At 64.3% G+C, this 19,436-nt stretch carries 17 protein-coding genes; 4 read left to right on the top strand and 13 right to left on the bottom strand.

Going from position 1 to position 19,436, the window contains the following annotated elements; all coding sequences use genetic code 11:
* Positions 1 to 33 precede the first annotated feature (33 nt).
* The 6 genes from ASE26_RS09915 to ASE26_RS09890 all read right to left on the bottom strand — a co-directional run bounded on the left by ASE26_RS09915 (position 34) and on the right by ASE26_RS09890 (position 3,282).
* Complete coding sequence (locus ASE26_RS09915; RefSeq protein WP_055932294.1) at positions 34 to 660, bottom strand: hypothetical protein; 627 nt, start codon at positions 658 to 660, stop codon at positions 34 to 36.
* Between the two features lie 27 nt (positions 661 to 687).
* Entirely contained in the window at positions 688 to 1,023 is a 336-nt protein-coding gene (locus tag ASE26_RS09910) for a hypothetical protein (RefSeq protein WP_055932291.1), read from the bottom strand.
* A gap of 5 nt (positions 1,024 to 1,028) precedes the next feature.
* The gene (locus ASE26_RS09905) at positions 1,029 to 1,739 is read right to left on the bottom strand and encodes a PspA/IM30 family protein (protein WP_057246133.1); all 711 of its coding nucleotides are present in this window, start codon (positions 1,737 to 1,739) and stop codon (positions 1,029 to 1,031) included.
* Positions 1,740 to 1,748: 9 nt separating this feature from the next.
* Positions 1,749 to 2,177, bottom strand: a complete 429-nt coding sequence (locus tag ASE26_RS09900; RefSeq protein WP_057246132.1) for a DUF2170 family protein — start codon at positions 2,175 to 2,177, stop codon at positions 1,749 to 1,751.
* Between the two features lie 98 nt (positions 2,178 to 2,275).
* Positions 2,276 to 2,524 carry a hypothetical protein gene (locus ASE26_RS09895; RefSeq protein ID WP_156409910.1) on the bottom strand — a complete coding sequence of 83 codons (249 nt, stop codon included), beginning with the start codon at positions 2,522 to 2,524 and terminating at the stop codon, positions 2,276 to 2,278.
* Positions 2,525 to 2,670: 146 nt separating this feature from the next.
* Positions 2,671 to 3,282 carry a TetR/AcrR family transcriptional regulator gene (locus ASE26_RS09890; RefSeq protein ID WP_057246129.1) on the bottom strand — a complete coding sequence of 204 codons (612 nt, stop codon included), beginning with the start codon at positions 3,280 to 3,282 and terminating at the stop codon, positions 2,671 to 2,673.
* 55 nt (positions 3,283 to 3,337) lie between these two features.
* On the opposite strand from ASE26_RS09890, the gene ASE26_RS09885 reads away from it, so the two are divergent.
* Positions 3,338 to 6,133 carry a valine--tRNA ligase gene (locus ASE26_RS09885; RefSeq protein ID WP_055933485.1) on the top strand — a complete coding sequence of 932 codons (2,796 nt, stop codon included), beginning with the start codon at positions 3,338 to 3,340 and terminating at the stop codon, positions 6,131 to 6,133.
* A 161-nt stretch (positions 6,134 to 6,294) separates the two neighbouring features.
* Positions 6,295 to 6,744, top strand: a complete 450-nt coding sequence (locus tag ASE26_RS09880; protein ID WP_055932277.1) for a DUF2147 domain-containing protein — start codon at positions 6,295 to 6,297, stop codon at positions 6,742 to 6,744.
* Positions 6,745 to 6,794: 50 nt separating this feature from the next.
* Here ASE26_RS09880 and ASE26_RS09875 read toward each other — a convergent pair whose 3' ends face one another.
* The 6 genes from ASE26_RS09875 to ASE26_RS09850 form a co-directional block, all read right to left on the bottom strand.
* Complete coding sequence (locus ASE26_RS09875) at positions 6,795 to 9,155, bottom strand: RND family transporter (RefSeq protein WP_082591328.1); 2,361 nt, start codon at positions 9,153 to 9,155, stop codon at positions 6,795 to 6,797.
* A complete protein-coding gene (locus ASE26_RS09870; protein WP_055932274.1) occupies positions 9,152 to 10,234 on the bottom strand; it encodes a YCF48-related protein in 1,083 nt (360 codons plus the stop codon). Before ASE26_RS09870 ends, ASE26_RS09875 begins: the two co-directional genes overlap by 4 nt.
* Positions 10,235 to 10,317: 83 nt before the next feature.
* Positions 10,318 to 11,661: a DUF1329 domain-containing protein gene (locus ASE26_RS09865; RefSeq protein WP_082507373.1), complete on the bottom strand. Its 1,344-nt coding sequence runs from the start codon at positions 11,659 to 11,661 to the stop codon at positions 10,318 to 10,320.
* Positions 11,662 to 11,683: 22 nt separating this feature from the next.
* Positions 11,684 to 13,612: a DUF1302 domain-containing protein gene (locus tag ASE26_RS09860; protein ID WP_055932271.1), complete on the bottom strand. Its 1,929-nt coding sequence runs from the start codon at positions 13,610 to 13,612 to the stop codon at positions 11,684 to 11,686.
* Positions 13,613 to 13,644: 32 nt separating this feature from the next.
* Positions 13,645 to 15,276 carry a long-chain-fatty-acid--CoA ligase gene (locus tag ASE26_RS09855; protein WP_055932268.1) on the bottom strand — a complete coding sequence of 544 codons (1,632 nt, stop codon included), beginning with the start codon at positions 15,274 to 15,276 and terminating at the stop codon, positions 13,645 to 13,647.
* Positions 15,277 to 15,287: 11 nt separating this feature from the next.
* Positions 15,288 to 16,733 (bottom strand): coniferyl aldehyde dehydrogenase, encoded by a 1,446-nt coding sequence (locus ASE26_RS09850; RefSeq protein WP_082507372.1) that lies wholly within the window; start codon positions 16,731 to 16,733, stop codon positions 15,288 to 15,290.
* 130 nt (positions 16,734 to 16,863) lie between these two features.
* Here ASE26_RS09850 and ASE26_RS09845 point away from each other — a divergent pair, with 130 nt between their 5' ends.
* A complete protein-coding gene (locus ASE26_RS09845; RefSeq protein WP_055932265.1) occupies positions 16,864 to 17,787 on the top strand; it encodes a LysR family transcriptional regulator in 924 nt (307 codons plus the stop codon).
* 19 nt (positions 17,788 to 17,806) lie between these two features.
* Here the strand turns inward: ASE26_RS09845 and ASE26_RS09840 are convergent, their stop codons facing one another.
* Positions 17,807 to 18,484 (bottom strand): Crp/Fnr family transcriptional regulator, encoded by a 678-nt coding sequence (locus ASE26_RS09840; RefSeq protein WP_057246128.1) that lies wholly within the window; start codon positions 18,482 to 18,484, stop codon positions 17,807 to 17,809.
* Between the two features lie 83 nt (positions 18,485 to 18,567).
* Between ASE26_RS09840 and ASE26_RS09835 the strand changes: the two genes are divergently transcribed.
* Positions 18,568 to 19,425, top strand: coding sequence for a sterol desaturase family protein (locus ASE26_RS09835; RefSeq protein ID WP_057246127.1), 858 nt, complete (start codon positions 18,568 to 18,570; stop codon positions 19,423 to 19,425).
* The last annotated feature ends 11 nt before the right edge of the window (positions 19,426 to 19,436 follow it).

Here is a 19,436-nt window from a genome sequence, read left to right as displayed (position 1 = left end):
TCAGGTGTGTTGGTATTGTTGGTATTTATTGTTTTAGCTGGCCGCGCTGGCGGCCTGTACTTCGTACTGCTGCGATGCTTCGTCGTAGGCGACGATCACCGCAAGCGCATCCTTGCCCAGTGAATTGGGCGAACTGGCCCAGACCCGGATATTCAGGCTGGCGCCGCTGGTCGCCACTTCGGCGCGGCCGAATTTCTCGTCCACCGCCAGCGTGACGATGCGGCAGGTGCGGCCCACCAGGCTGCGGTTTTCCGGCGCATGGTGCTTGACGAACAGCGCACGCAAGGGCCTGACCAGGCGCGCCGAGAGCCACACGCTGAAGGCCGCAGCCGCCAGCAGCACGGCGCCGCCGCCGGCCCATTGCAGCACCCCGGCCGGCAGCCAGGCCAGCAGGTACTGGTGCAGCAGGGCCGTCGGCAGCCAGGTGAAGAAGACCAGCAGCGTGGCCACGATCGACAGCGGTACGCCGCCCAGCCCCAGCGCCACCAGCCACGATGCCAGCGTTTGCAAGTCGGCGTCATCGGCATCGGCCTCGGCCTCGAGGTTGTCGCCCAGGTCGAACAGGCCGGCCAGCGACAAGCCCCAGTACACCAGCAGGATGATCAGCAGGACGGTGGGGACGGCGGTAGGAAAACTGGTCAGGGTTTGCCAGGTGCTCATGCGGTGCCCTTCAGGGTGGTGAAATCGTCAAGCATTCTCGCGCTCTAATTGCTTTATTGCAAACGTTATCAACTGTTCATGCAGGATTTCCTTGATGCGGCGGCGGTCGGCCGCGTCCACGCCCAGGCGCCCGGCCAGCAGCGCGTAGTCGGCGTCGGACAGGCTGACCGTCAGCCGCGGGCGCACCGGCTTGCTGCTAAACGGCAAACCGAGGATCTTGCGGATCTGGTCCGAGGTGGAAAGCTGGCTCTTGAACGCCGCCAGGCGCACCGCGTCGATCACCTGCGTCTCGACGTCAAACGCCACCTGGACGGCGCGCAAGGCCGCGTCCGATCCGGACCAGCGGCTGGAACTGCGTACCATGCGCCTCAGCTCCGGTCCGGCGTGCTGGGCCGGGCACGCGCCTGCAGGCGGGCAATGACTTCGGCCTTGCGGCTGGCGCGCTCGCCGATCCCCGCCTGCGCCAGCTTGTTCTCCAGCGCCTTGGAACCGAATTCGCCTTCCAGCACTTCGGCTGCCTGCATGCGGTCGGCCAGGTCCTGGTGGCGCTGGCGGATGCGCTCCAGCGACTCCTTCGCGCTCATCAGCTTGGAGCCGCTCGCGCCCATGTTCTGCGAGATGGTGGCGGTGGCCTTGTACACGCTCTCGGTGGTCTTGGCCATGGCCAGCTGGCGCTCGTGTTCGCGCAAGGTGGCCTCGGCGTTGCGGATCATGTCCTTCAGGCGCGCCACGTGGGCGGCATACTGGGCCCGGGCTTCTTCCTGCTCGGCCAGCGCCACTTCCAGGTCCGCGACGCGCGCGGCGACTTCCTCGGCCAGGCCGGCCTCATCCTTTTGCAGCGCCTGCACCGCCAGGTCTTCGTACTTTTGCAGTTCGGCGCGCAGGCGTTCGATTTCACGGCCGGCCTGCATTTCCTTGGCCATCACCGCCGTCAGGTCGTTCTTGGCCGCGGCCACATGGGCAGTGGCTTCGACGATTTCCTGTTCGTAAATGGTCGACGCGTTGCCGTCGACGATGCTCTGGCCGATCTCGCGCAGGTTACCTCGCAACATGGTCAGCACTTTGGAAAAAACAGCCATGATGGCTCCTCACATGAGAAATTCGTTGAACACTTCCAGGGCTTCGAGCGCATTGTCGGCGGCCATGGCGACGTCGGTGGCGATGCTCTCCGGCGTCGCGTCGGCCGCCAGGGCGCCGAAAATGACGTAGTGCTCGCCGATGCGGCCGAAATTCGACAGCGGAATGGCGATGTTCAGGTCCATCATCGCTTCCAGCATCTCGGCGCGGCGCTCGGGGCGCACTTCGCGCTCGGTCCACAGGTAGCAGATGCACAGCACCTGCTGCGGCGAAGCCGTGACGAACACCGGAATCTCTTCCTGCCCCTCGATGCACATGCGCATCACCGGTACGCCATCCGGCTCGCTTGGGGCCAGCAGGCTGGCGCTCACCGACAGCGAGCCCACCTGGGCGGACAGCGCACGCTCGATCGCCAGCATCCGGCCCATCACTTCGTCCATAGAGTCCCTCCTTGATGTGGGGTGGTTAGACATATTATGTCATTAGTATAAAAGCATGACATAAAATGTCAAGCGCGCTTTGCGTGCGGCCGGGCAAACTAATCCCCCAGAGGCGCGGTGCGCTCAGCCTTGCGTTTGGCCGTCCGCAGCGCATGCGCCGTAGCAGCCTGGCGTAGCCGTAGCGCCGGCGTCCAATCGGCGTCGCCGGGAAGCTGCACCTGGACGGACATTGCCATCCTCGAATGGCTGCAACGCCAGCGCGCATCCGATAGGAAATCCGTCAGGGAAAGGTCGCAAGCCTGCGCTGCCTGGTAATCCAGCAACGCGCGCAGGGTGCAGAGACTCACCTCCAGACTTCCTCTGCGACTCATACTGAAACCTCCTGAAATTTTTCGACTTGTAGCGCTATCACCGCCCAAAAGGTTCGAATTTCAGTAGTTTCAGTAGTTGTTTCAGTAGCTTTCAGTAGTAGTCGCAGACAGGGTGCGGAGGGCTACCGAAGCAGGAAGCGAATGGCGGACTCGGCCAACTCGTCGATACTGACGCCGGCATCGCGCCGGTACCACTGCGCCGACCAGTTCAGCGCGCCGAACAGCCATAGCCGGTCAAGCTGGCCCGGCGCCGGCCACTCGCCGGAAGCCTGGAGCTCGCGCAGCACCGCATCCCACAAGGCCTCGTAGCGGTCCTTGGCCGCCACGATGCGCAACTGCCCCTCAAGCGTGAGCGAGCGCCACTCATACAGCATGACGTAGACAAAATCCTGCCCCGGCGACAACAGGGTCTCCAGGTGGGTATGCACCAGGCGGCGCAACGCCTCGCGCGGCGCCAGCTGCAAGGCCGCCACCTCCTCGATGCGCGCCAGGGCCTGCTGCATGCCCTCCTCGATCACCGCCTGCAAGATGTCCTGCTTGGACTTGAAGTGATAGAACCACGACCCCGCCTGCACGCCCGCAGCGGCCGCAATATCGCGCACGGTGGTGTTATCAAAGCCCTGCTCGCGGAACAGCCTTGCCGAAACGGCAATAAGCAGCGTTTTGAGGCTGTCGGAAGCGGCCTGCGCAGGGCGGCCGCGCTTGCGGGGCGGAGGGGAATTGCTGGCGTCCATGGTCCCGGCAATCTACCTTATAATGAAAGTTTTCGCCAAATTTACAGCCCAAATCATGGAATTAGCCAAGTCTTTCGAGCCTGCCGACATTGAACAGTTCTGGCGCAGCGAGTGGGAAAAGCGCGGTTACTACGCCGCCTCCCTCGACCTCTCCAAGCCGTCCTTCAGCATCCAGCTGCCGCCGCCGAACGTCACTGGCACGCTGCACATGGGCCACGCCTTCAACCAGACCATCATGGACGGCCTGACCCGCTACCACCGCATGCTGGGCCACAACACCGCCTGGATCCCGGGCACCGACCACGCCGGCATCGCCACCCAGATCGTGGTGGAGCGCCAGCTGGACGCGCAGAAGGTGTCGCGCCATGACCTGGGCCGCGAAAAATTCGTCGAAAAAGTCTGGGAGTGGAAGGAAAAGTCCGGCTCCACCATCACCGGCCAGATGCGCCGCATGGGCACCTCCCCCGACTGGAAGCGCGAATACTTCACCATGGACGCCGAGCGCTCCAAAGTGGTCTCCGAAGTGTTCGTGCGCCTGTTCGAACAAGGCCTGATCTACCGCGGCAAGCGCCTGGTCAACTGGGACCCGGTGCTGGGCACCGCCGTCTCCGACCTGGAAGTGGCATCGGAAGAAGAAGACGGCTCGATGTGGCACATCAAGTACCCGCTGGCCGACGGCAGTGGCCACCTGGTGGTCGCCACCACCCGTCCTGAAACCATGCTGGGCGACGTCGCCGTGGCGGTGGACCCGACCGACGAGCGCTACACCGCGCTGGTGGGCAAGATGCTCAAGCTGCCGCTGGTTGGCCGCGAAATCCCGGTGATCGCCGACGAATACGTCGACAAGGAATTCGGCACCGGCTGCGTGAAGATCACTCCTGCGCACGACTTCAACGACTACGCCGTAGGCCAGCGCCACAACCTGGACATGCCGTCGATCCTGACGCTGGACGCCAAGGTCAATGAAAACGCGCCAGCAGCCTACCAGGGCCTGGACCGTTTCGCCGCGCGCAAGCAGATCGTCGCCGACCTGGACGCGCAAGGCTTCCTGGTCGAAGTCAAGCCGCACAAGCTGATGGTGCCGCGCGGCGACCGCACCGGCGTCGTGATCGAACCGATGCTGACCGACCAATGGTTCGTCGCCATGAGCAAACCGGCGCCTGAAGGCACCTTCAACCCGGGCAAATCGATCACCGAAGTGGCGCTGGAAAAAGTCTCCAGCGGCGAGATCAAATTCGTCCCAGAAAACTGGAGCACCACCTACAACCAGTGGCTGAACAACATCCAGGACTGGTGCATCTCGCGCCAGCTGTGGTGGGGCCACCAGATCCCGGCCTGGTACGACGAGCAAGGCAACATCTACGTCGCCCGCAGCGAAGAAGACGCCAAAGCGCAAGCCGCCGCCAAAGGCATCACCGGCGCCCTGACCCGCGACAACGACGTGCTGGACACCTGGTTCTCGTCCGCCCTGGTGCCGTTCTCCACCCTCGGCTGGCCGAACGAAACGCCTGAACTGCAGGCCTTCCTGCCAAGCTCCGTGCTGGTGACCGGCTTCGACATCATCTTCTTCTGGGTTGCACGCATGGTCATCATGACCAGCCACTTCACCAACAAGGTGCCGTTCGAAACCGTGTACGTGCACGGCCTGGTACGCGACTCGCAAGGCCAGAAGATGTCCAAGTCCAAGGGCAACACCCTGGACCCGATCGACCTGATCGACGGCATCGCACTGGAAGACCTGGTAGCCAAGCGCACCACCGGCCTGATGAACCCGAAAGACGCGGCCAAGATCGAAAAAGCCACCCGCAAGGAATTCCCGGACGGCATTCCAGCCTACGGCACCGACGCCGTGCGCTTCACCATGGCCTCCTACGCCTCGCTGGGCCGCAACATCAACTTCGACCTCGGCCGCTGCGAAGGCTACCGCAACTTCGGCAACAAGCTGTGGAACGCCACCCGCTTCGTGCTGATGAACACCGAAGGCCACGACTGCTCCGCCAACGAAGCCGACCTGTCGGCCGCCGACAAGTGGATCATCTCCGCCCTCAACCGCGCCGAACAGGAAGTGCACAAAGGCTTCGCCGACTACCGCTTCGACAACATCGCCTCCACCATTTACCAGTTTGTCTGGTACGAGTACTGCGACTGGTACCTGGAACTGGCGAAAGTCCAGGTCCAGCAAGGCACGCCGGGCCAGCAGCAAGCCACCCGCCACACCCTGCTGCGCGTACTGGAAGTGATCCTGCGCCTGGCGCACCCGATCATCCCGTTCGTCACCGAGCAGCTGTGGCAGACCGTCGCCCCGCTGGCCGGCAAAGGCGGCGAAGGCATGTCGATCATGACCCAGCCTTACCCGCTGCCGAACGAAGCGGCGATCAGCGCCGAAGCCGAAGCCTGGATGGGCGAGCTGAAAGGCATGACCGACGCCGCCCGCAACCTGCGCGGCGAAATGAAGCTGTCGCCGTCGGTGCGCGTGCCGCTGATCGTCGAAGCATCCGGCGCCGACCAAGCCAAGATGGCCGCCTTCGCCCCGTACATCCAGATGCTGGGCAAGCTGTCGGAAGTGCAGATCGTCGACGCGCTGCCGGAATCGCCGGCCGCCGTCTCCGTGGTCGGCACCACCAAGCTGATGCTGAAAGTCGAAATCGACGTGAAAGCAGAACGCGAGCGCCTGTCGAAAGAGATCGCCCGCCTGGAAGGCGAAATCGCCAAGGCCAACGGCAAGCTGTCCTCGGAAAGCTTCGTCGCCCGCGCCCCGGCAGCCGTGGTGGCACAGGAACAGGAACGCGTCGCCACCTTCAGCGCCACCCTGGCCAAGATGCAGGAACAACTGGCAAAACTCCCAGCATAAAAGTCGGGGTCAGGTCTGGCAATCGGACATTTAAGGCGCACTCAGGTGCGCCTTTTTCATTTCTAGAGGCTTCCCTCCAAAAAAAATAGCATGACCGTACGGTGTCCCGCCGGGTCCTTTGCTAAACTGATTTTCCCCAAATCTAAAAAAGAGACACCCCCATGCGCCTAACCCGCACAGCGGCGCTGGCTGTGGCAGCCTTGCTGGCTGCCGCTCCGGCATTTGCCCAAGATCCTACCCCCATCGGCCTGTGGAAAAACATCGATGACGTCAGCGGCAAGCCAAAGGCCCTGATCCGCATCACCGAGGAAAACGGCGCCCTGCAGGGCAAGATTGAAAAGCTGTTCCGCGGCCCGGCCGAGGAACAGAACCCGGTGTGCGACAAGTGCACCGACGCGCGCAAGGACAAGCCGATTGTCGGCATGGTGATCGTATCCGGGCTGAAGAAGGACGGCAGCGAATACACCGGCGGCGAGATTCTCGACCCGAATAACGGCAAGGTGTACAGGAGCAAGCTGGAAATCGCCGACGGCGGCAAGAAGCTGAAAGTGCGCGGTTACGTTGGCTTCCCGATGCTGGGCCGCTCGCAGACCTGGGAACGCCAGGAGTAAAACCGGTAAACCAGGGTCTGACCCTTGGGTCAGACCCCGGCCTACCGGTTTTAACGCTTCGGCAGCAGCAGCGACGCCAGCGCCGGGATCATCACAATCGCCCCCACCATATTCCACAGGAACATAAACATCAGCAGCAGGCCCATATCGGCCTGGAACTTGATGTCCGACCAGGCCCAGGTCAGCACCCCCAGCGCCAGTGTCACGCCGGTCAGCGCCACCGCCACGCCGGTGGTCTTGAGCGTCTCGAAGTAAGCCTCCTTCAGCTCCATTCCGCGGTCCAGGAAGCACTGCAGCCGGTTGTAGATGTAGATGCCGTAGTCGACGCCAATCCCGATCCCCAGCGCAATCACCGGCAAGGTCGCCACCTTCACCCCCAGCCCCAGGCGCGCCATGATGGCCTCGCACAGCGCCGACGTGATATACAGCGGCACCATGATGCAGATGGTCACCCGCAGCGAACGGAATTCCCACCACACCAGCAGCGCCACAATCGCATACACCAGCACCAGCATGGTGATCTCGGCCTGCTTGATCACGATATTGGTGGCCGCCTCGATGCCCGAATTGCCGGCCGCCAGGATGAACTCCGCCTGCGGCGAATTGTTCTCCCTGGCGAACGCCTGCGCCGCCTGCACCACCCGCGTCAGCGTATCGGCCTTGTGGTCGGCCAGGAACACCAGCACCGGCAGCATCGAGCAATCGTTGCTGTACAACTCGGACGGAATCATGCGCTGCGCCGAATTGGACACGAAACGGTTGCGCGACAGCGCCTGCCATTTCAGGCTGCCGCCATTCACGTTGGAGATGATCCGCTTCTGCACCGTGAACAGCGAAGTAGTCGACTCCACCCCCGGCACGTTCTCCATCTCCCACTGGAAGCGGTCCACCACTTCCGCCGTCGGATACGCCCCGCACTCGCCGGCCGGCGTCTTCACCATCACCACGAACACGTCCGAACTGGTCGAGTAATGGCCGGTGATGTAAGCGTTGTCCCGGTTGTAGCGCGAATCCGCCCGCAGCTCCGGCGCGCCGGGATCGAGGTCGCCGATCTTCAGGTCGCGGCTCAGCGCAAAGGCGGTGACGAACACCGCCAGCGCGCCCAGCAACGCCCACTTGGCAAACTTCGGCTCCGCAATACGCGACAGCGTGCGCATGAAGCTGTGCTTGCGCTGCGCCTTGCGCTCCTGGTTGCGCAGGCAGGCGGGCGTCACGCCGACATAGGACATCAGCACCGGCAGCAGGAACATCTTGGTCAAGACGATCACCGCCACGCCGACCGAGGCCGAAATCGCCAGCTCGCGGATCACGCCGATTTCGATCACCAGCAGGGTCGAGAAGCCCACCGCATCGCACAGCAGCGCGATGGTGCCCGGAATGAACAGCTGGCGGAAAGTTTGCTTGGCGGCCTCCACGTCCGTCTTGCCCGACAGCCGCTCGGCCGCCATGGTATTGATGTTCTGCACCGCATGCGACACGCCGATGGCAAAGGTCAGGAACGGCACCAGGATCGAATACGGATCCAGCCCGAAACCCAATAAGCGCACGATGCCTAACTGCCAGATCACCGCCAGCGAACAGCAGAATACCGTCACCAGGGTCGACTTCCAGCAGCGCGAATACCACAGCAGCAGCGCCACCGTCATGGCAAAGGTGATCGCAAAGAATATGCCGATCGCCTTGGCGCCGTGAATCAGGTCGCCCACCACCTTGGCAAAGCCGACGATGTGGATCTTCACGCCCTGCGCTTCATACTTGTCGCGCACCAGTTTTTCCAGCCGTTCGGAGAACAGGCCGTAATCGAGCTTGGTGCCCTTGTCCGGATCGATCTCCAGCAGCGGCACCTGCACGATGGTGGACTTCTGGTCCGCCGCCACCAGGCTGCCGATGCGCCCCGAGCGCGCCACATTGGCGCGCACCTCGTCCAGCATGGCCGGAGAACCGTCGAAGCCCTGCGGGATGATCTGGCCGCTGTTCATGCCCGTCTCGGTGACCTCCATCCACTGCACGTTCGGCGTCCACAGCGACTTCAGGTTGCCGCGGTCCACGCCGGGAATGTAGAACACTTCGTCCGTCACAGCCTTCAACGTGTCCAGGTATTCCCTGGAATAGATATCACCGTTCTTTGCCTCCACCGCGATACGGATGTTGTTGCCCAGCGGGCGCAACTCATTTTCGTACTTCAGGTAGTTGGCGATGAAAGGGTGCGTGGCCGGCACCATCTTCTGGAAACTGGCGTCCGGCTTCAGCAACGCCGCCTGCCAGGCAAACAGCACTGATGCCAGCAGGAAGACAAGCAGGATGATGAAACGGTAATGGAACAGGCGCGGCTCCAGCCAGTGCTCGACTGAGGTGAAGCGCTGGTGGCCCTGCTCCGCCACTGCGCAGGCTTTTTTGTCGTTGCGGTTCATTTTGCGCCCTCCCCGGCCACGGCACGCACGCCGCCCACGCCCGACAGCAGCACGACGCCGTCCAGCGCCAGCATGCCGGCCGTCGGCACCGCATCGCCCTGGCGCAGCACGCGGAAGCTGGCGCCATCGTCATCGCTGCGCAGCAAAGCGCCATCCTGCGCCGCCAGCACAATGCTGCCGCCCTGCATGGCGCCGCCCACCAGGCTCTTTTTCGTCACAGCCGGCGTTTCGCGCCAGGTGGCGCCGCCATCTTCGCTGCGGAACACATGGCCGCCGAAGCCGTAAGCGAGCACGCTGCGGCCGGTGAAGATCACGCCGTACAGCTGGCCGCCGTAGCCGGTCTCGATGCGCTGCCAGCTGGCGCCGCCATCCTGCGAGCGGTACACATAGCCGCCCTCGCCCGCAATGGCCAGCGCATTGCCAGGCCCGCCGGCAATCGCGTTGTAATGCAGGCCTTCGGGATTGGGCAGGCCCGCGCCCATGGAAGTCCAGTTTGCCCCGCCGTCCGTGGTACGGAAAGCCTGGCCGTATGCGCCCACCGCGTAGCCCGTTTTGGCATCGCGGAACCAGACGCCCAATAACGGGCGCGACGGACCGAACTTGGCCGCCGCTTCGATATCGCCCAGCGCATTCTCGGCGTCGGCGAGCGTATTGCCCCCGGCCGCCTGCGCCTTGCCAACTGCCGCCTTGGCATCGGCCAGCATCAAGGCATTGGCCTTGTTGCCATCAAATCGTGTGCTCCAATTCGCTCCGCCGTCATTGGTGGCAAGGATCACGCCATCGTGCCCGACGGCCCAGCCATTGGACGCGTCGGCAAACGCCACGTCGGTCAGCGTGACCGACACCGGTACCCTCGCCTGCTGCCACGCCGCATTCGCGCCGCCGTCGCGCAGCAGGATGACGCCCCGTTCGCCCACCGCCACCGTGCGCTGGCCGGCCAGCGCCATTGCCGTCAGCATGGCTTTCGGCGCCCGCGCCGACATGCGCGCCGGCGTTTGCAGCGGGTCGCGCGCCACGGCCGGCATCACCGCCAGTGCGCCCAAGAGCGCGGCAGCGGCCTGTATCAAGACTTTATTCATTCTCTACCTGCGAAAAAATGGGCGCAGCGCTCCCTGAGAACGCAAGCGCCCGAAGAGACACCCCCAAACCCGCTACGCCGTCCTCAGTTGGACGAGCGGCGCAGCGTATCTGGCGTGAAGTTCGACGGATCGAGCTTTACGCCAAATTTGATCGGCTTCTCCTGGTTGGAGATGCCGGACAGCAGGTAGCGGCGTGCCTGCAGGTCGTAGAAAACTTCGTAGGCGAAGTAGTGGGTCATCGCATCGTAGTACTGGATGCCGCCGATTTCGTGCACACGCCACAGTTCACCGCGGCCGTCGTACGAATCGGTGTGCACCACCTGCCAGCTATCCTCGTCCACGTAGAACACGCGCTTGGCGTAGATGTGGCGCTTGTCCTTCTTCAGGGTCGCTTCCACTACCCACACGCGGTGCGGCTCGTAGCGCACGAAGTCCTGGTTGATGTGGCCGGCGCGCACGATGTCGGCATACTTGATCGACTTGTTGGTGATCTTGTAGTTGTTATAGGAGACCAGCATCTCCTTCTTGCCCACCAGCTTCCAGTCGTAGCGGTCCGGCGCGCCGTTGAAGCCGTCGTAGTCGTCGGTGGTGCGCAGGCCGTCGGCGCCCTGCCCCGGCGAGTCGTACGCCACGTTCGGCGCGCGCAGCACGCGGCGCTGGCCCGGGTTGTAGGTCCAGGCCAGGCGCGATTCCTTGACCTGGTCCAGCGGGTCCACCACCAGCAGCGCATCGCCCGCCACCGAGGACGGCCCGGTCAGGGTCGCCATGTAGTACAGCAGGCGGTTCGGTTCCGGATTGGCCATGCCCTGCGCGAACGCCACCTTCTCGGTACGCGTCACCGGCGTAAAGGCGCCGTTGGTCTGCACCGGGAATTCCGCGGTGTAGCGCTCAATGGTGCCGCCGCGGTAGCGCATCAGGTGGTTCCAGATCACTTCCACGCCGGTCTTCGGCATCGGGAACGGCACCGTGGTCCTGGCAATGCCGGTCACGCCGTTGCCGCCGCCGGCCAGCTCCGCCTTGGAGGCTTCGGCCTTGATGGTGTCGTACACGCCCTGCGGATAGCCCGCCGTGCGGTAGCTTTTGTAGACATTCATCTTGTAGCTCGGGTAGCGTTTCAGCATTTCCATCTGGCCCGGCGCCAGCACGTCCTTGTACTTGTCCATATTGGCGGCCGTGATGCTGTACTGCGCCGCTTCGTTCGGCAGCGGGTCGGCGTAGCCGTTCTTGCTGTCGAAGCCGGCCGGCGCCTTGGTGACGCCGCCGCCCCAGGCCGGGATGGTGCCGGCCTTGTTGCCCTCTTTTTCCGCGCCGACCGGCGTCAGGTCCTTGCCCAGGCGGTCCACATCGGCCTGCGGCAGGCCGGCCAGGGTGCTGCCCGCGATACACGCCAGCGCTGCGGCCAGCAAGCTTTGCTTCATCATCTTCATCTACTTGTCTCCTGTGTCTCTATTAGAAGTTGGCGCCGACCACGAACTGCATATTGTCGCGGTCGTGGAACTGGTCGTACTTGGCGCTCTTGTTGTAGCTGGTATAGCTGATGTCCGCGTAATAGCGGTTGTTGTAGTCCGCACGCAGGCCGACCGAGCGCGTCTTGCGGTCTTCGACGAACAGGTTGTCCGCCGCATAGCCCTTCACGTCATGCGCGAAGTAGACGCGCGGCTTGAAGTTGATGCCGGCAACCACGTTCGGGAACAGCATCTCGGCCGACAGGCGGTAACCCCAGGCGGTGCGGGTGGCGAAGCCCTCGTTCTCGCAGTACGACGGGTTCGGCTGGATGCTTGCCGGGCAGGTGCCGCCCAGCGCCGCGGTCGGGCCGAGGTTGAACATGAAGGCGCGCCCATAGCGCGTGCTGGTATTCGGATCGCCGATGCCGGTCCATTTCTGGCCCGCGATTTCACCGAGCAGCGTCAGCGAATCCGCGCCCAGCACTTGCGGGATCTGGCGGATAAACGACATCTGCGCCTGGGTCTTGTCCTTGCGGTCGTAGCCATGGATCACGGTACCGGTGGGCACGTTAGGATCGCGCGCAACGGCAAACAGCTTGGCCTGCGGGCCCAGGCCCAGCGCGGTGCCGACCAGCAGGTCGATGGCGTTGATCTGGACCGGAATGTCCTTGGTGCGCGATATTTCGCCGAACAGCGAGAAGCCGGCCACTTCGGTGGCCGCCGACAAGCCCATGGTCTTCACGTTCTCGCCGCTGTAATCCCACACGATATTCCCCGGCGGCAGGAGGGCCAGCGCGCCGAGGTTCGGCGCCAGCGCGGGCACCGCTTTCACCAGCTGCGCCAGGCGGCCCGACCACACCGACGGCAGGGCCGACGGCTGCTTGACCACCGAGACGATCGGCGAGTGGCTGTGGTAGCGCGCGAAGTAGACGCCGAAGTCGGTCGCGATGGCATCGGCAAAATAGTGGCTCGAGAGGCCGAACTGGCCGGAATTCTTCGGCCGGATCTTTTGCGCGGTGGTCATGCGGAAGTTGAGCGGCATGCTGCGCGACAGGCCGAGCGAAGCCAGCAGCGGATTGAGCGCCGCCGGCAGCCCGGCCAGCAGAGGCGCGCCGTTGTACTGGCCCTGGTCGTTCATCTTGGTACCGTCGCCAAACAGCACGGTGCCGTTATTGCAGTTCAGCGAGTCGGCCGCCGACCAGTAGGTACCGCAGCCGTCCACCACGTTCTGGCGCCAGCCCAGGTTGTAGAACGCTTCCACCGAGACGCCATTGCCCAGGCCCAGGTTGGCCATCAGGGCCGGCTGCGGGCGCAGGATTTCCTTCACCTGCGCACCCGGGCGGCGCGCGGCGCTGGTGTCGAATGCGCCCATCGCGTTGATGCCCGGTACGAACAGCGATTCGCCCCAGTTGATCACCTGGTTGCCCAGCTTGGCGCTCAGGGCCTTGCCGCCCAGGTCCCAGTTGGCAAACACATAGGCGTCGGCCAGTGCCACGCCGTCAAAGGTGGACAGCTGGTCGAAGCCGGTGTCGCTCAGTTCTCCATTCGTCTTGTAGCCGTTGTTGAAATGCCCGTGCGGCATTTCGCGGCCCTTCAGCACGCGGTCGTACCAGGCAAAGCCGCGCATGAACATGCCGTAGGTATCGCCTTTCAGTTCCAGTTCGCCGGTCAGCTTGCCGACGGTGGAGTAGGCATCGTGCTTCTTGAAGTTCAGGTTGCCGTCGTCGGCGCCGGCGCCTGCCGTGCCGCCGTTGGGTACAGAGATCAGGTTCTTGTCTGCATCCTTCATGCGGATGCTGGTGCCGACCGACATATTGAGGGACCAGCGTCCTTCCAGTCCATCGCCAGTGGTGAAGGTATCTGCGTGCGCCAGTGGGGTTGCCAGCGCCGCGGCCACAGCGAGCGCCATGGTACGGTTGTACTTCCTCGTCATCCTTGTGTCTCCTAATGGTTTTTTACAGCTTTTTATACAGGCTTATATAACTGCTTGAACTCCTCACGCAACTTCATCTTCTGCACTTTGCCGTTGGCGGAATACGGAAGCTCGCTGACAAAAACCACGTCGTCGGGAAGCCACCACTTGGCTACGCGGCTGGCAAGGTAGCCTAACACTTCATCGCGTGCGGGGGAACTGCCATGACGGGGAACGACCACCAGCAAAGGGCGCTCCTGCCATTTTTCATGCGGGATGCCGACCACCGCGGCGGCCATCACATCGGGATGGCCCATCACTGCGTTCTCGACATCGATCGATGAAATCCATTCGCCGCCGGACTTGATCACGTCCTTGGCGCGGTCGGTTATCTGCAGATAGCCATCGCTGTCGATGTTGGCAATGTCGCCGGTATCGAAGTAGCCGTCCTCGTCCAGCACTGGCGCATCGCTGCCGTAATAGGCCGACAGGATCCACGGCCCGCGCACCATCAGGCGCCCGTTCGCCATGCCGTCATGCGGCAGGCGCCGCCCCGCTTCGTCTTTCAGCGCCAGCTCCACCCCGCATACCGGACGGCCCTGGCGCGCCTGCACGCGCAGCTTTTCTTCGTCGCTGGCCTTGTCGTGCGATTGCAACAGCGAGCACACGGTGCCGAGCGGCGACATCTCCGTCATGCCCCAGGCCTGCATCAGGGTCGCGCCCAGCGTGTTGCGGCAGCGCGTGAACATCACCGGCGGAATCGCCGAGCCGCCGCACAGCATGCGCTCCAGGCACAGCTCCTGCAGCGCCGGGCGCGCTTCGCTGTCGATATGATTGAGCAGGCCGAGCCAGACGGTCGGCACGCCAAGCGCCATCGTCACGCGCTCGTCGCGCAGCAATTCATAAATACTGCTGCCGTCGAGCGCGGGTCCCGGCAGTACCAGCTTGGCGCCGCTCATCGCGCCCGCATACGGCATGCCCCAGGCGTTGACATGGAACAGCGGCACCACCACCAGGCAGCTGTCACGGTGCGAAATTGCTGCGCTGCCCGCAGCGCACAATCCCATCGAATGCAGGTAGGCCGAGCGGTGCGAATACAGCACGCCTTTCGGATTGCCGGTGGTACCGGAGGTATAGCACAGCGCCGACGCCGTGCGTTCATCGAACTGCGGCCACGCATATTCTTCGCTGGCGCCTTCCACCAGCTCTTCGTAGCACAGGGTGCCGGCCGGCAGGGACGGCGGCATGTGCGCGCGCTCGGTCATGCAGACCAAGGCTTTCACGCCCGCCAGCCTCGGCGCCAGCGCAGCCACCAGCGGAGCGAAGCTGATATCGAAGAACAGCACCTGGTCCTGCGCGTGGTTGACGATGTACTCCACCTGCTGCGGGAACAGGCGCGGGTTGATGGTGTTCAGCACCGCGCCCATGCCTGACACGCCGAAGTACAGCTCCATGTGGCGGTGCGTATTCCAGGCCAGCGTTCCGACACGATCGCCCATGGCCACGCCCAGCGCCTGCAGCGCGTTGGCCAGGCGCCGCGCGCGGCGTTCGATCTCGCCGTAGCTGCTGCGGTGCAGCGGGCCTTCGCAAGTACGCGACACAATCTCGGCACGCGGGTGCACGCGGCGCGCATGCTCGATCATCGAAGAAATCAGCAGCGGCTGGTCCTGCATCAAAGCTTGCATGCGCTAACCCGTTACATATGGCGTTTCAGGAAATCGGCCAGCGTATCGAATACGCGGCCATAAGGTGGGCGGAACAGGCCGAAGCCATTCAGGCGCGCCTGCCGGTAGATCGGCTTCTGTTTGGAGAACGCCAGGAAGCCATGCTCGCCGTGATAGGCGCCGGTGCCGCTGGCGCCCACGCCGCCAAAGGGCAGGTTTTCCTGCGCCGCATGCCACAGCGCGTCGTTGACGGTCACGCCGCCCGAGATGGTCGAGTGCAGCACCTTGCTGCAGTTGCGGCGCTCCCTGCCGAACCAGTACAGCGCCAGCGGGCGTTCGCGCTGGTTGATGAAGGCGATGGCTTGCTGCAGCGTGTCATACGGCACCACCGGCAGCAGCGGGCCGAAGATCTCTTCGCGCATCACCGCCATTTCCGGCGTCACGTCCAGCAGCAGCACCGGCGCCATGCGCCGCTCGCCGGCCGGCCCCGCCGCGGCGTCGCCCAGCCGCAGCACGCGCGCGCCCTGCTGCTCCGCGTCCTGCACCAGCTGCTGCAGGCGGGCGTAATGGCGCTCGCTGATGATGCTGGTGTACTGCTCGTTGCCGGCAAAGCGGGGATACATCGCCGTTGCCGCCGCGCTGACCTCGCGCACGAATTCCTCGACCCGCGCGCGCGGCACCAGCGCATAGTCCGGCGCCACGCAGGTCTGGCCGGCGTTGAACAATTTGCCGAAGGCCAGGCGCGGCGCGGCCTCCGCCAGGTCGCAGCTTTCGTCGATGATGGCGGGCGACTTGCCGCCCAGTTCCAGGGTGACCGGCGTCAGGTTGTGCGCCGCAGCGACTGCGACCTGGCGCCCGACCGTGGTGGAGCCGGTGAATATGAGGTGGTCGAACGGCAGCGCCGAAAATTCGCGGCTGACTTCCACCCCGCCTTCGATTACCGCCAGTTCGGCCGGGGCGAAATACTGCGCCGCCAGTTGCGCCAGGAGGCGCGAAAAGGCCGGCGTCAGTTCGCTAGGCTTGATCATCACGCGGTTGCCCGCGGCCAGCGCGGCTGCCGCCGGCACCAGCGCCAGCTGGCAAGGGTAGTTCCAGGGCACGATATTGCCGATCACGCCCAGCGGCTGCGGCATGATCCGGCTCGAGCCGGGCAGCATGTGCAGCGGGGTGGCCACGCGGCGCGGGCGCATCCAGCGTCCCAGCTTGCGGCGCTGCTGGCGAATCGCCGACAGCACGACGAACAATTCAGTCAGCACCATTTCCTGCCGCGCGCGCCCGCCGAAGTCGGCGTTGATCGCCTCCAGGATGGCCGGCTCATTGTCGGCCACCAGCGCCTGCAGGCGGCCAAGACGTTCACGCCGCACGGCCGCCGTCGGCACCATGTCGGCGTTGAAGGCCGCGCGCTGGACTTCCAGCACGTCGAGCAGAGATGACGCGCAGCGTCCTACGACGGCGGGGTCGAATTCCTGAACTTTCATCACAGTGTCTCCAGTTGCGCCGCGTTTTATTAACGCTGTCGTTGAAACGAGTATGTGTTTGACACTACTATTCGTCCAATGCATTGTATTTATCCGCACAATGCATATTCCGCATACTAGAGGTTTTTCCATGGATTTCAAGCGTTTGCGTTACGCCCTGGCTGTCGCCGACGAAGGCAATTTCGTGCGGGCCGCCGAGAAGGTCAGCATCAGCCAGCCCGCCCTGTCGCGCGCCGTGCAAACCCTGGAGGAAGAGCTGGGCTTCCTGCTGTTCGACCGCGGCAACCGCAACGTGGCGGTGACGGTGGCCGGCGCCGCCTTCTTCAACCACGCGCGGCGCTTGCTGTTTGATGTACGCAACATGGAACACGATTTGTCCTTGTTGCGAAATGGCGACAGCGGCCATGTGGCCTTCGGCATCGGCCCGCTGCATTCGGGCGCCCTGCTGCCGCGCATGCTGCGCCAGGTGCGCGCCGACCAGCCGGGCATCAGCCTGTCGGTCACCATCAACACCTCGACCTACCTGCTGGACCACCTGCGCGGCGAGGAAATGGAATTCTTCATGTCCGACGTGCGCCTGATCGAACCGGCCGAAGACCTGATCATCACCCACGAATGCCGCCAGTACGGCGGCATCTACTGCCGTCCCGGCCACCCGCTGCTGGGGCGCGACGACGTCACCCCGCCCGAGCTGCTGCCCTACGGCATGGCCGCGCCCACCATTCCCGAAGTGCTGATGACGCAGATGAACAGGCTGTTCCGCCTGCCGCCCGGACGCGACCTGCCCATCATGCTCAGTTGCGACAGCGTGCACACCCTGGTCGACGTGGTGGCCGAAAGCGACCTGCTGCTGATTTCCAGCCATGCGGCGCTGGCCGAGGCGGCCGCCGAGGGCCGCTTGGAACAGGTGCAGGTGCCGCTGCCGCCGCTGTGGGCCGACATCGCCACCATCCGCCTGCGCGGGCGCACTTTGTCGCCGGGCGCGCAACGCGTGCTGCAGGCGGCGCGCGAAATCCTGGCGCAACTGGCCGGTACCGAAATGCCGCGCCAATAAACCGCCCGCGAGCCCCCCGTCAGGCCGCGGCTGCGCGCAGCAACTCCAGGTCGAGCAGCTCGATCTGGCCATAGCGCAGGGCGATCGCGCCGCAGCCGGCCAGCGCCTGCAATTCCTTGTTCAGGGTGGTGCGCCCGACGCCCAGCATCATCGCGATGTGGTCCTGGGAGGCGCTGATGGTGCTGCGCGCGCTGGCGGCCTGGGTCAGGTCGCCGTGCGCCATCATCAGCAGGCGCCGCGCCAGGCGGGTGCCGGTGCTGTGCATCGCCATGTCGGCAATCAGGCCGAAGGCCGCATGCAGCCGCTCCGCTTCCATCCGCGCCATGGCGTTGGCGAAAACCACGTCCTGCATCAGGACCGTGAAACGTTCGGCGCTGACCGCCAGCAGCTCCGTGTCCTCCTGGGCGGTGGCCGTGGCGCTGCGCGGCAAGCCCGCCAGCAGCGCCGTTTCGCCAAACCAGTTGCCCGCTTCGGCCATGGTCACGATCGCCTCGTTGCCGTCCGCATGCATGACCGACAGCCGCACCGCTCCGCGCACCACGCCCCACAGCCCATCCTGCGCCCCGCACGACCGTTCGCCCTGCAGGTAGAGCACCTCGCCTTGTGCCAGGCGCACGCTGCGCGTCAACGCCAGCAAAGCTTTGGCCTGCGGCGCCGGCAGGCGGGCGAACCAGGGGTTGTTGAAGAATATCTGCATGCAAAAAAATCCTGAATTGCCCGGAATTGAACAATCTTCGCCGGCGCGGCCCTGCATCATGCTTGCAAAAGGAGACCCGGAACATGGACAACAGCATGATGTACACGCTGCTGGCACTGGTGATTGCCGGCCTGGCCATGGCGGAATTCGCCAGCCGCCGCTACCGCGACACAGTGCGCGCCAGCGCCAATGATACCGCGCTGGAAGTGGGCATGACCGTCAGCCTGCTGCTGGTTACCCAGCCGCTGATCATCTTCAGCAGCAGCGCTCTGGGCCACTGGCTGGSGCCCGCCATGCGCAACGCCTGGGCCGCACTGCCCTGGTGGGCCTGGGCCGGACTGCTGCTGGTGGGCGACGACATGACGCAGTACTGGTGGCACCGCATCTCCCATTCGCCGAAGCTGTGGCCCCTGCACCGCGCCCACCACTCGGCTTCCTACATGAGCATCCGCATCACCTACCGCAACAACTTCTTTTACTACCTGATGATGCCCGGCATCTGGTTCGCCGGCGCCATGGTCTACCTGGGCTGCGGCTGGATGTATTTCGCCTACGTCATCGTCAAGCAGACCGTCATCCTCGGCGCGCACTGCGCCTGGGCCTGGGACGAGCCGCTGTACAAGGTGCGCGCCCTGCGCCCGCTGATGTGGGTAGTGGAACGCACCATCTCCACCCCGGCCACCCACCGCGCCCACCACGCCATCACCAATGCCGACGGCATCGGCTATTACAAGGGCAACTTCGGCAACCTGCTGTTCTTCTGGGACGTGCTGTTCGGCACCGCGCACATCACGCGCCGCTACCCGGCCGAAGTCGGCCTGCGCGACGACCAGCTGTTCGGCGCCGAACGCTGGGACAAGCAGATGTTCTACCCCCTGCTGCAATCGAAGCGCGAATACAGCGCCTTGAAATTCGGCGGAAAGATCTACAGCGAAGAATAAGGCCAGGACGA

Source organism: Duganella sp. Root198D2 (genome assembly GCF_001428585.1).
Lineage (GTDB): Bacteria > Pseudomonadota > Gammaproteobacteria > Burkholderiales > Burkholderiaceae_D > Rugamonas.
Note: the sequence above shows the minus strand (reverse complement) of the source record. Positions and strands in the feature narration are given on the sequence as shown.

Excerpts from the sequence above, each read along its gene's own strand:
- ASE26_RS09915 (WP_055932294.1), bottom strand. The coding sequence starts at position 660 with ATGAGCACCTGGCAAACCCTGACCAGTTTTCCTACCGCCGTCCCCACC.
- ASE26_RS09910 (WP_055932291.1), bottom strand. The coding sequence starts at position 1,023 with ATGGTACGCAGTTCCAGCCGCTGGTCCGGATCGGACGCGGCCTTGCGC.
- ASE26_RS09905 (WP_057246133.1), bottom strand. The coding sequence starts at position 1,739 with ATGGCTGTTTTTTCCAAAGTGCTGACCATGTTGCGAGGTAACCTGCGC.
- ASE26_RS09900 (WP_057246132.1), bottom strand. The coding sequence starts at position 2,177 with ATGGACGAAGTGATGGGCCGGATGCTGGCGATCGAGCGTGCGCTGTCC.
- ASE26_RS09890 (WP_057246129.1), bottom strand. The coding sequence starts at position 3,282 with ATGGACGCCAGCAATTCCCCTCCGCCCCGCAAGCGCGGCCGCCCTGCG.
- ASE26_RS09885 (WP_055933485.1), top strand. The coding sequence starts at position 3,338 with ATGGAATTAGCCAAGTCTTTCGAGCCTGCCGACATTGAACAGTTCTGG.
- ASE26_RS09880 (WP_055932277.1), top strand. The coding sequence starts at position 6,295 with ATGCGCCTAACCCGCACAGCGGCGCTGGCTGTGGCAGCCTTGCTGGCT.
- ASE26_RS09875 (WP_082591328.1), bottom strand. The coding sequence starts at position 9,155 with ATGAACCGCAACGACAAAAAAGCCTGCGCAGTGGCGGAGCAGGGCCAC.
- ASE26_RS09870 (WP_055932274.1), bottom strand. The coding sequence starts at position 10,234 with ATGAATAAAGTCTTGATACAGGCCGCTGCCGCGCTCTTGGGCGCACTG.
- ASE26_RS09865 (WP_082507373.1), bottom strand. The coding sequence starts at position 11,661 with ATGAAGATGATGAAGCAAAGCTTGCTGGCCGCAGCGCTGGCGTGTATC.
- ASE26_RS09860 (WP_055932271.1), bottom strand. The coding sequence starts at position 13,612 with ATGACGAGGAAGTACAACCGTACCATGGCGCTCGCTGTGGCCGCGGCG.
- ASE26_RS09855 (WP_055932268.1), bottom strand. The coding sequence starts at position 15,276 with ATGCAAGCTTTGATGCAGGACCAGCCGCTGCTGATTTCTTCGATGATC.
- ASE26_RS09850 (WP_082507372.1), bottom strand. The coding sequence starts at position 16,733 with ATGAAAGTTCAGGAATTCGACCCCGCCGTCGTAGGACGCTGCGCGTCA.
- ASE26_RS09845 (WP_055932265.1), top strand. The coding sequence starts at position 16,864 with ATGGATTTCAAGCGTTTGCGTTACGCCCTGGCTGTCGCCGACGAAGGC.
- ASE26_RS09840 (WP_057246128.1), bottom strand. The coding sequence starts at position 18,484 with ATGCAGATATTCTTCAACAACCCCTGGTTCGCCCGCCTGCCGGCGCCG.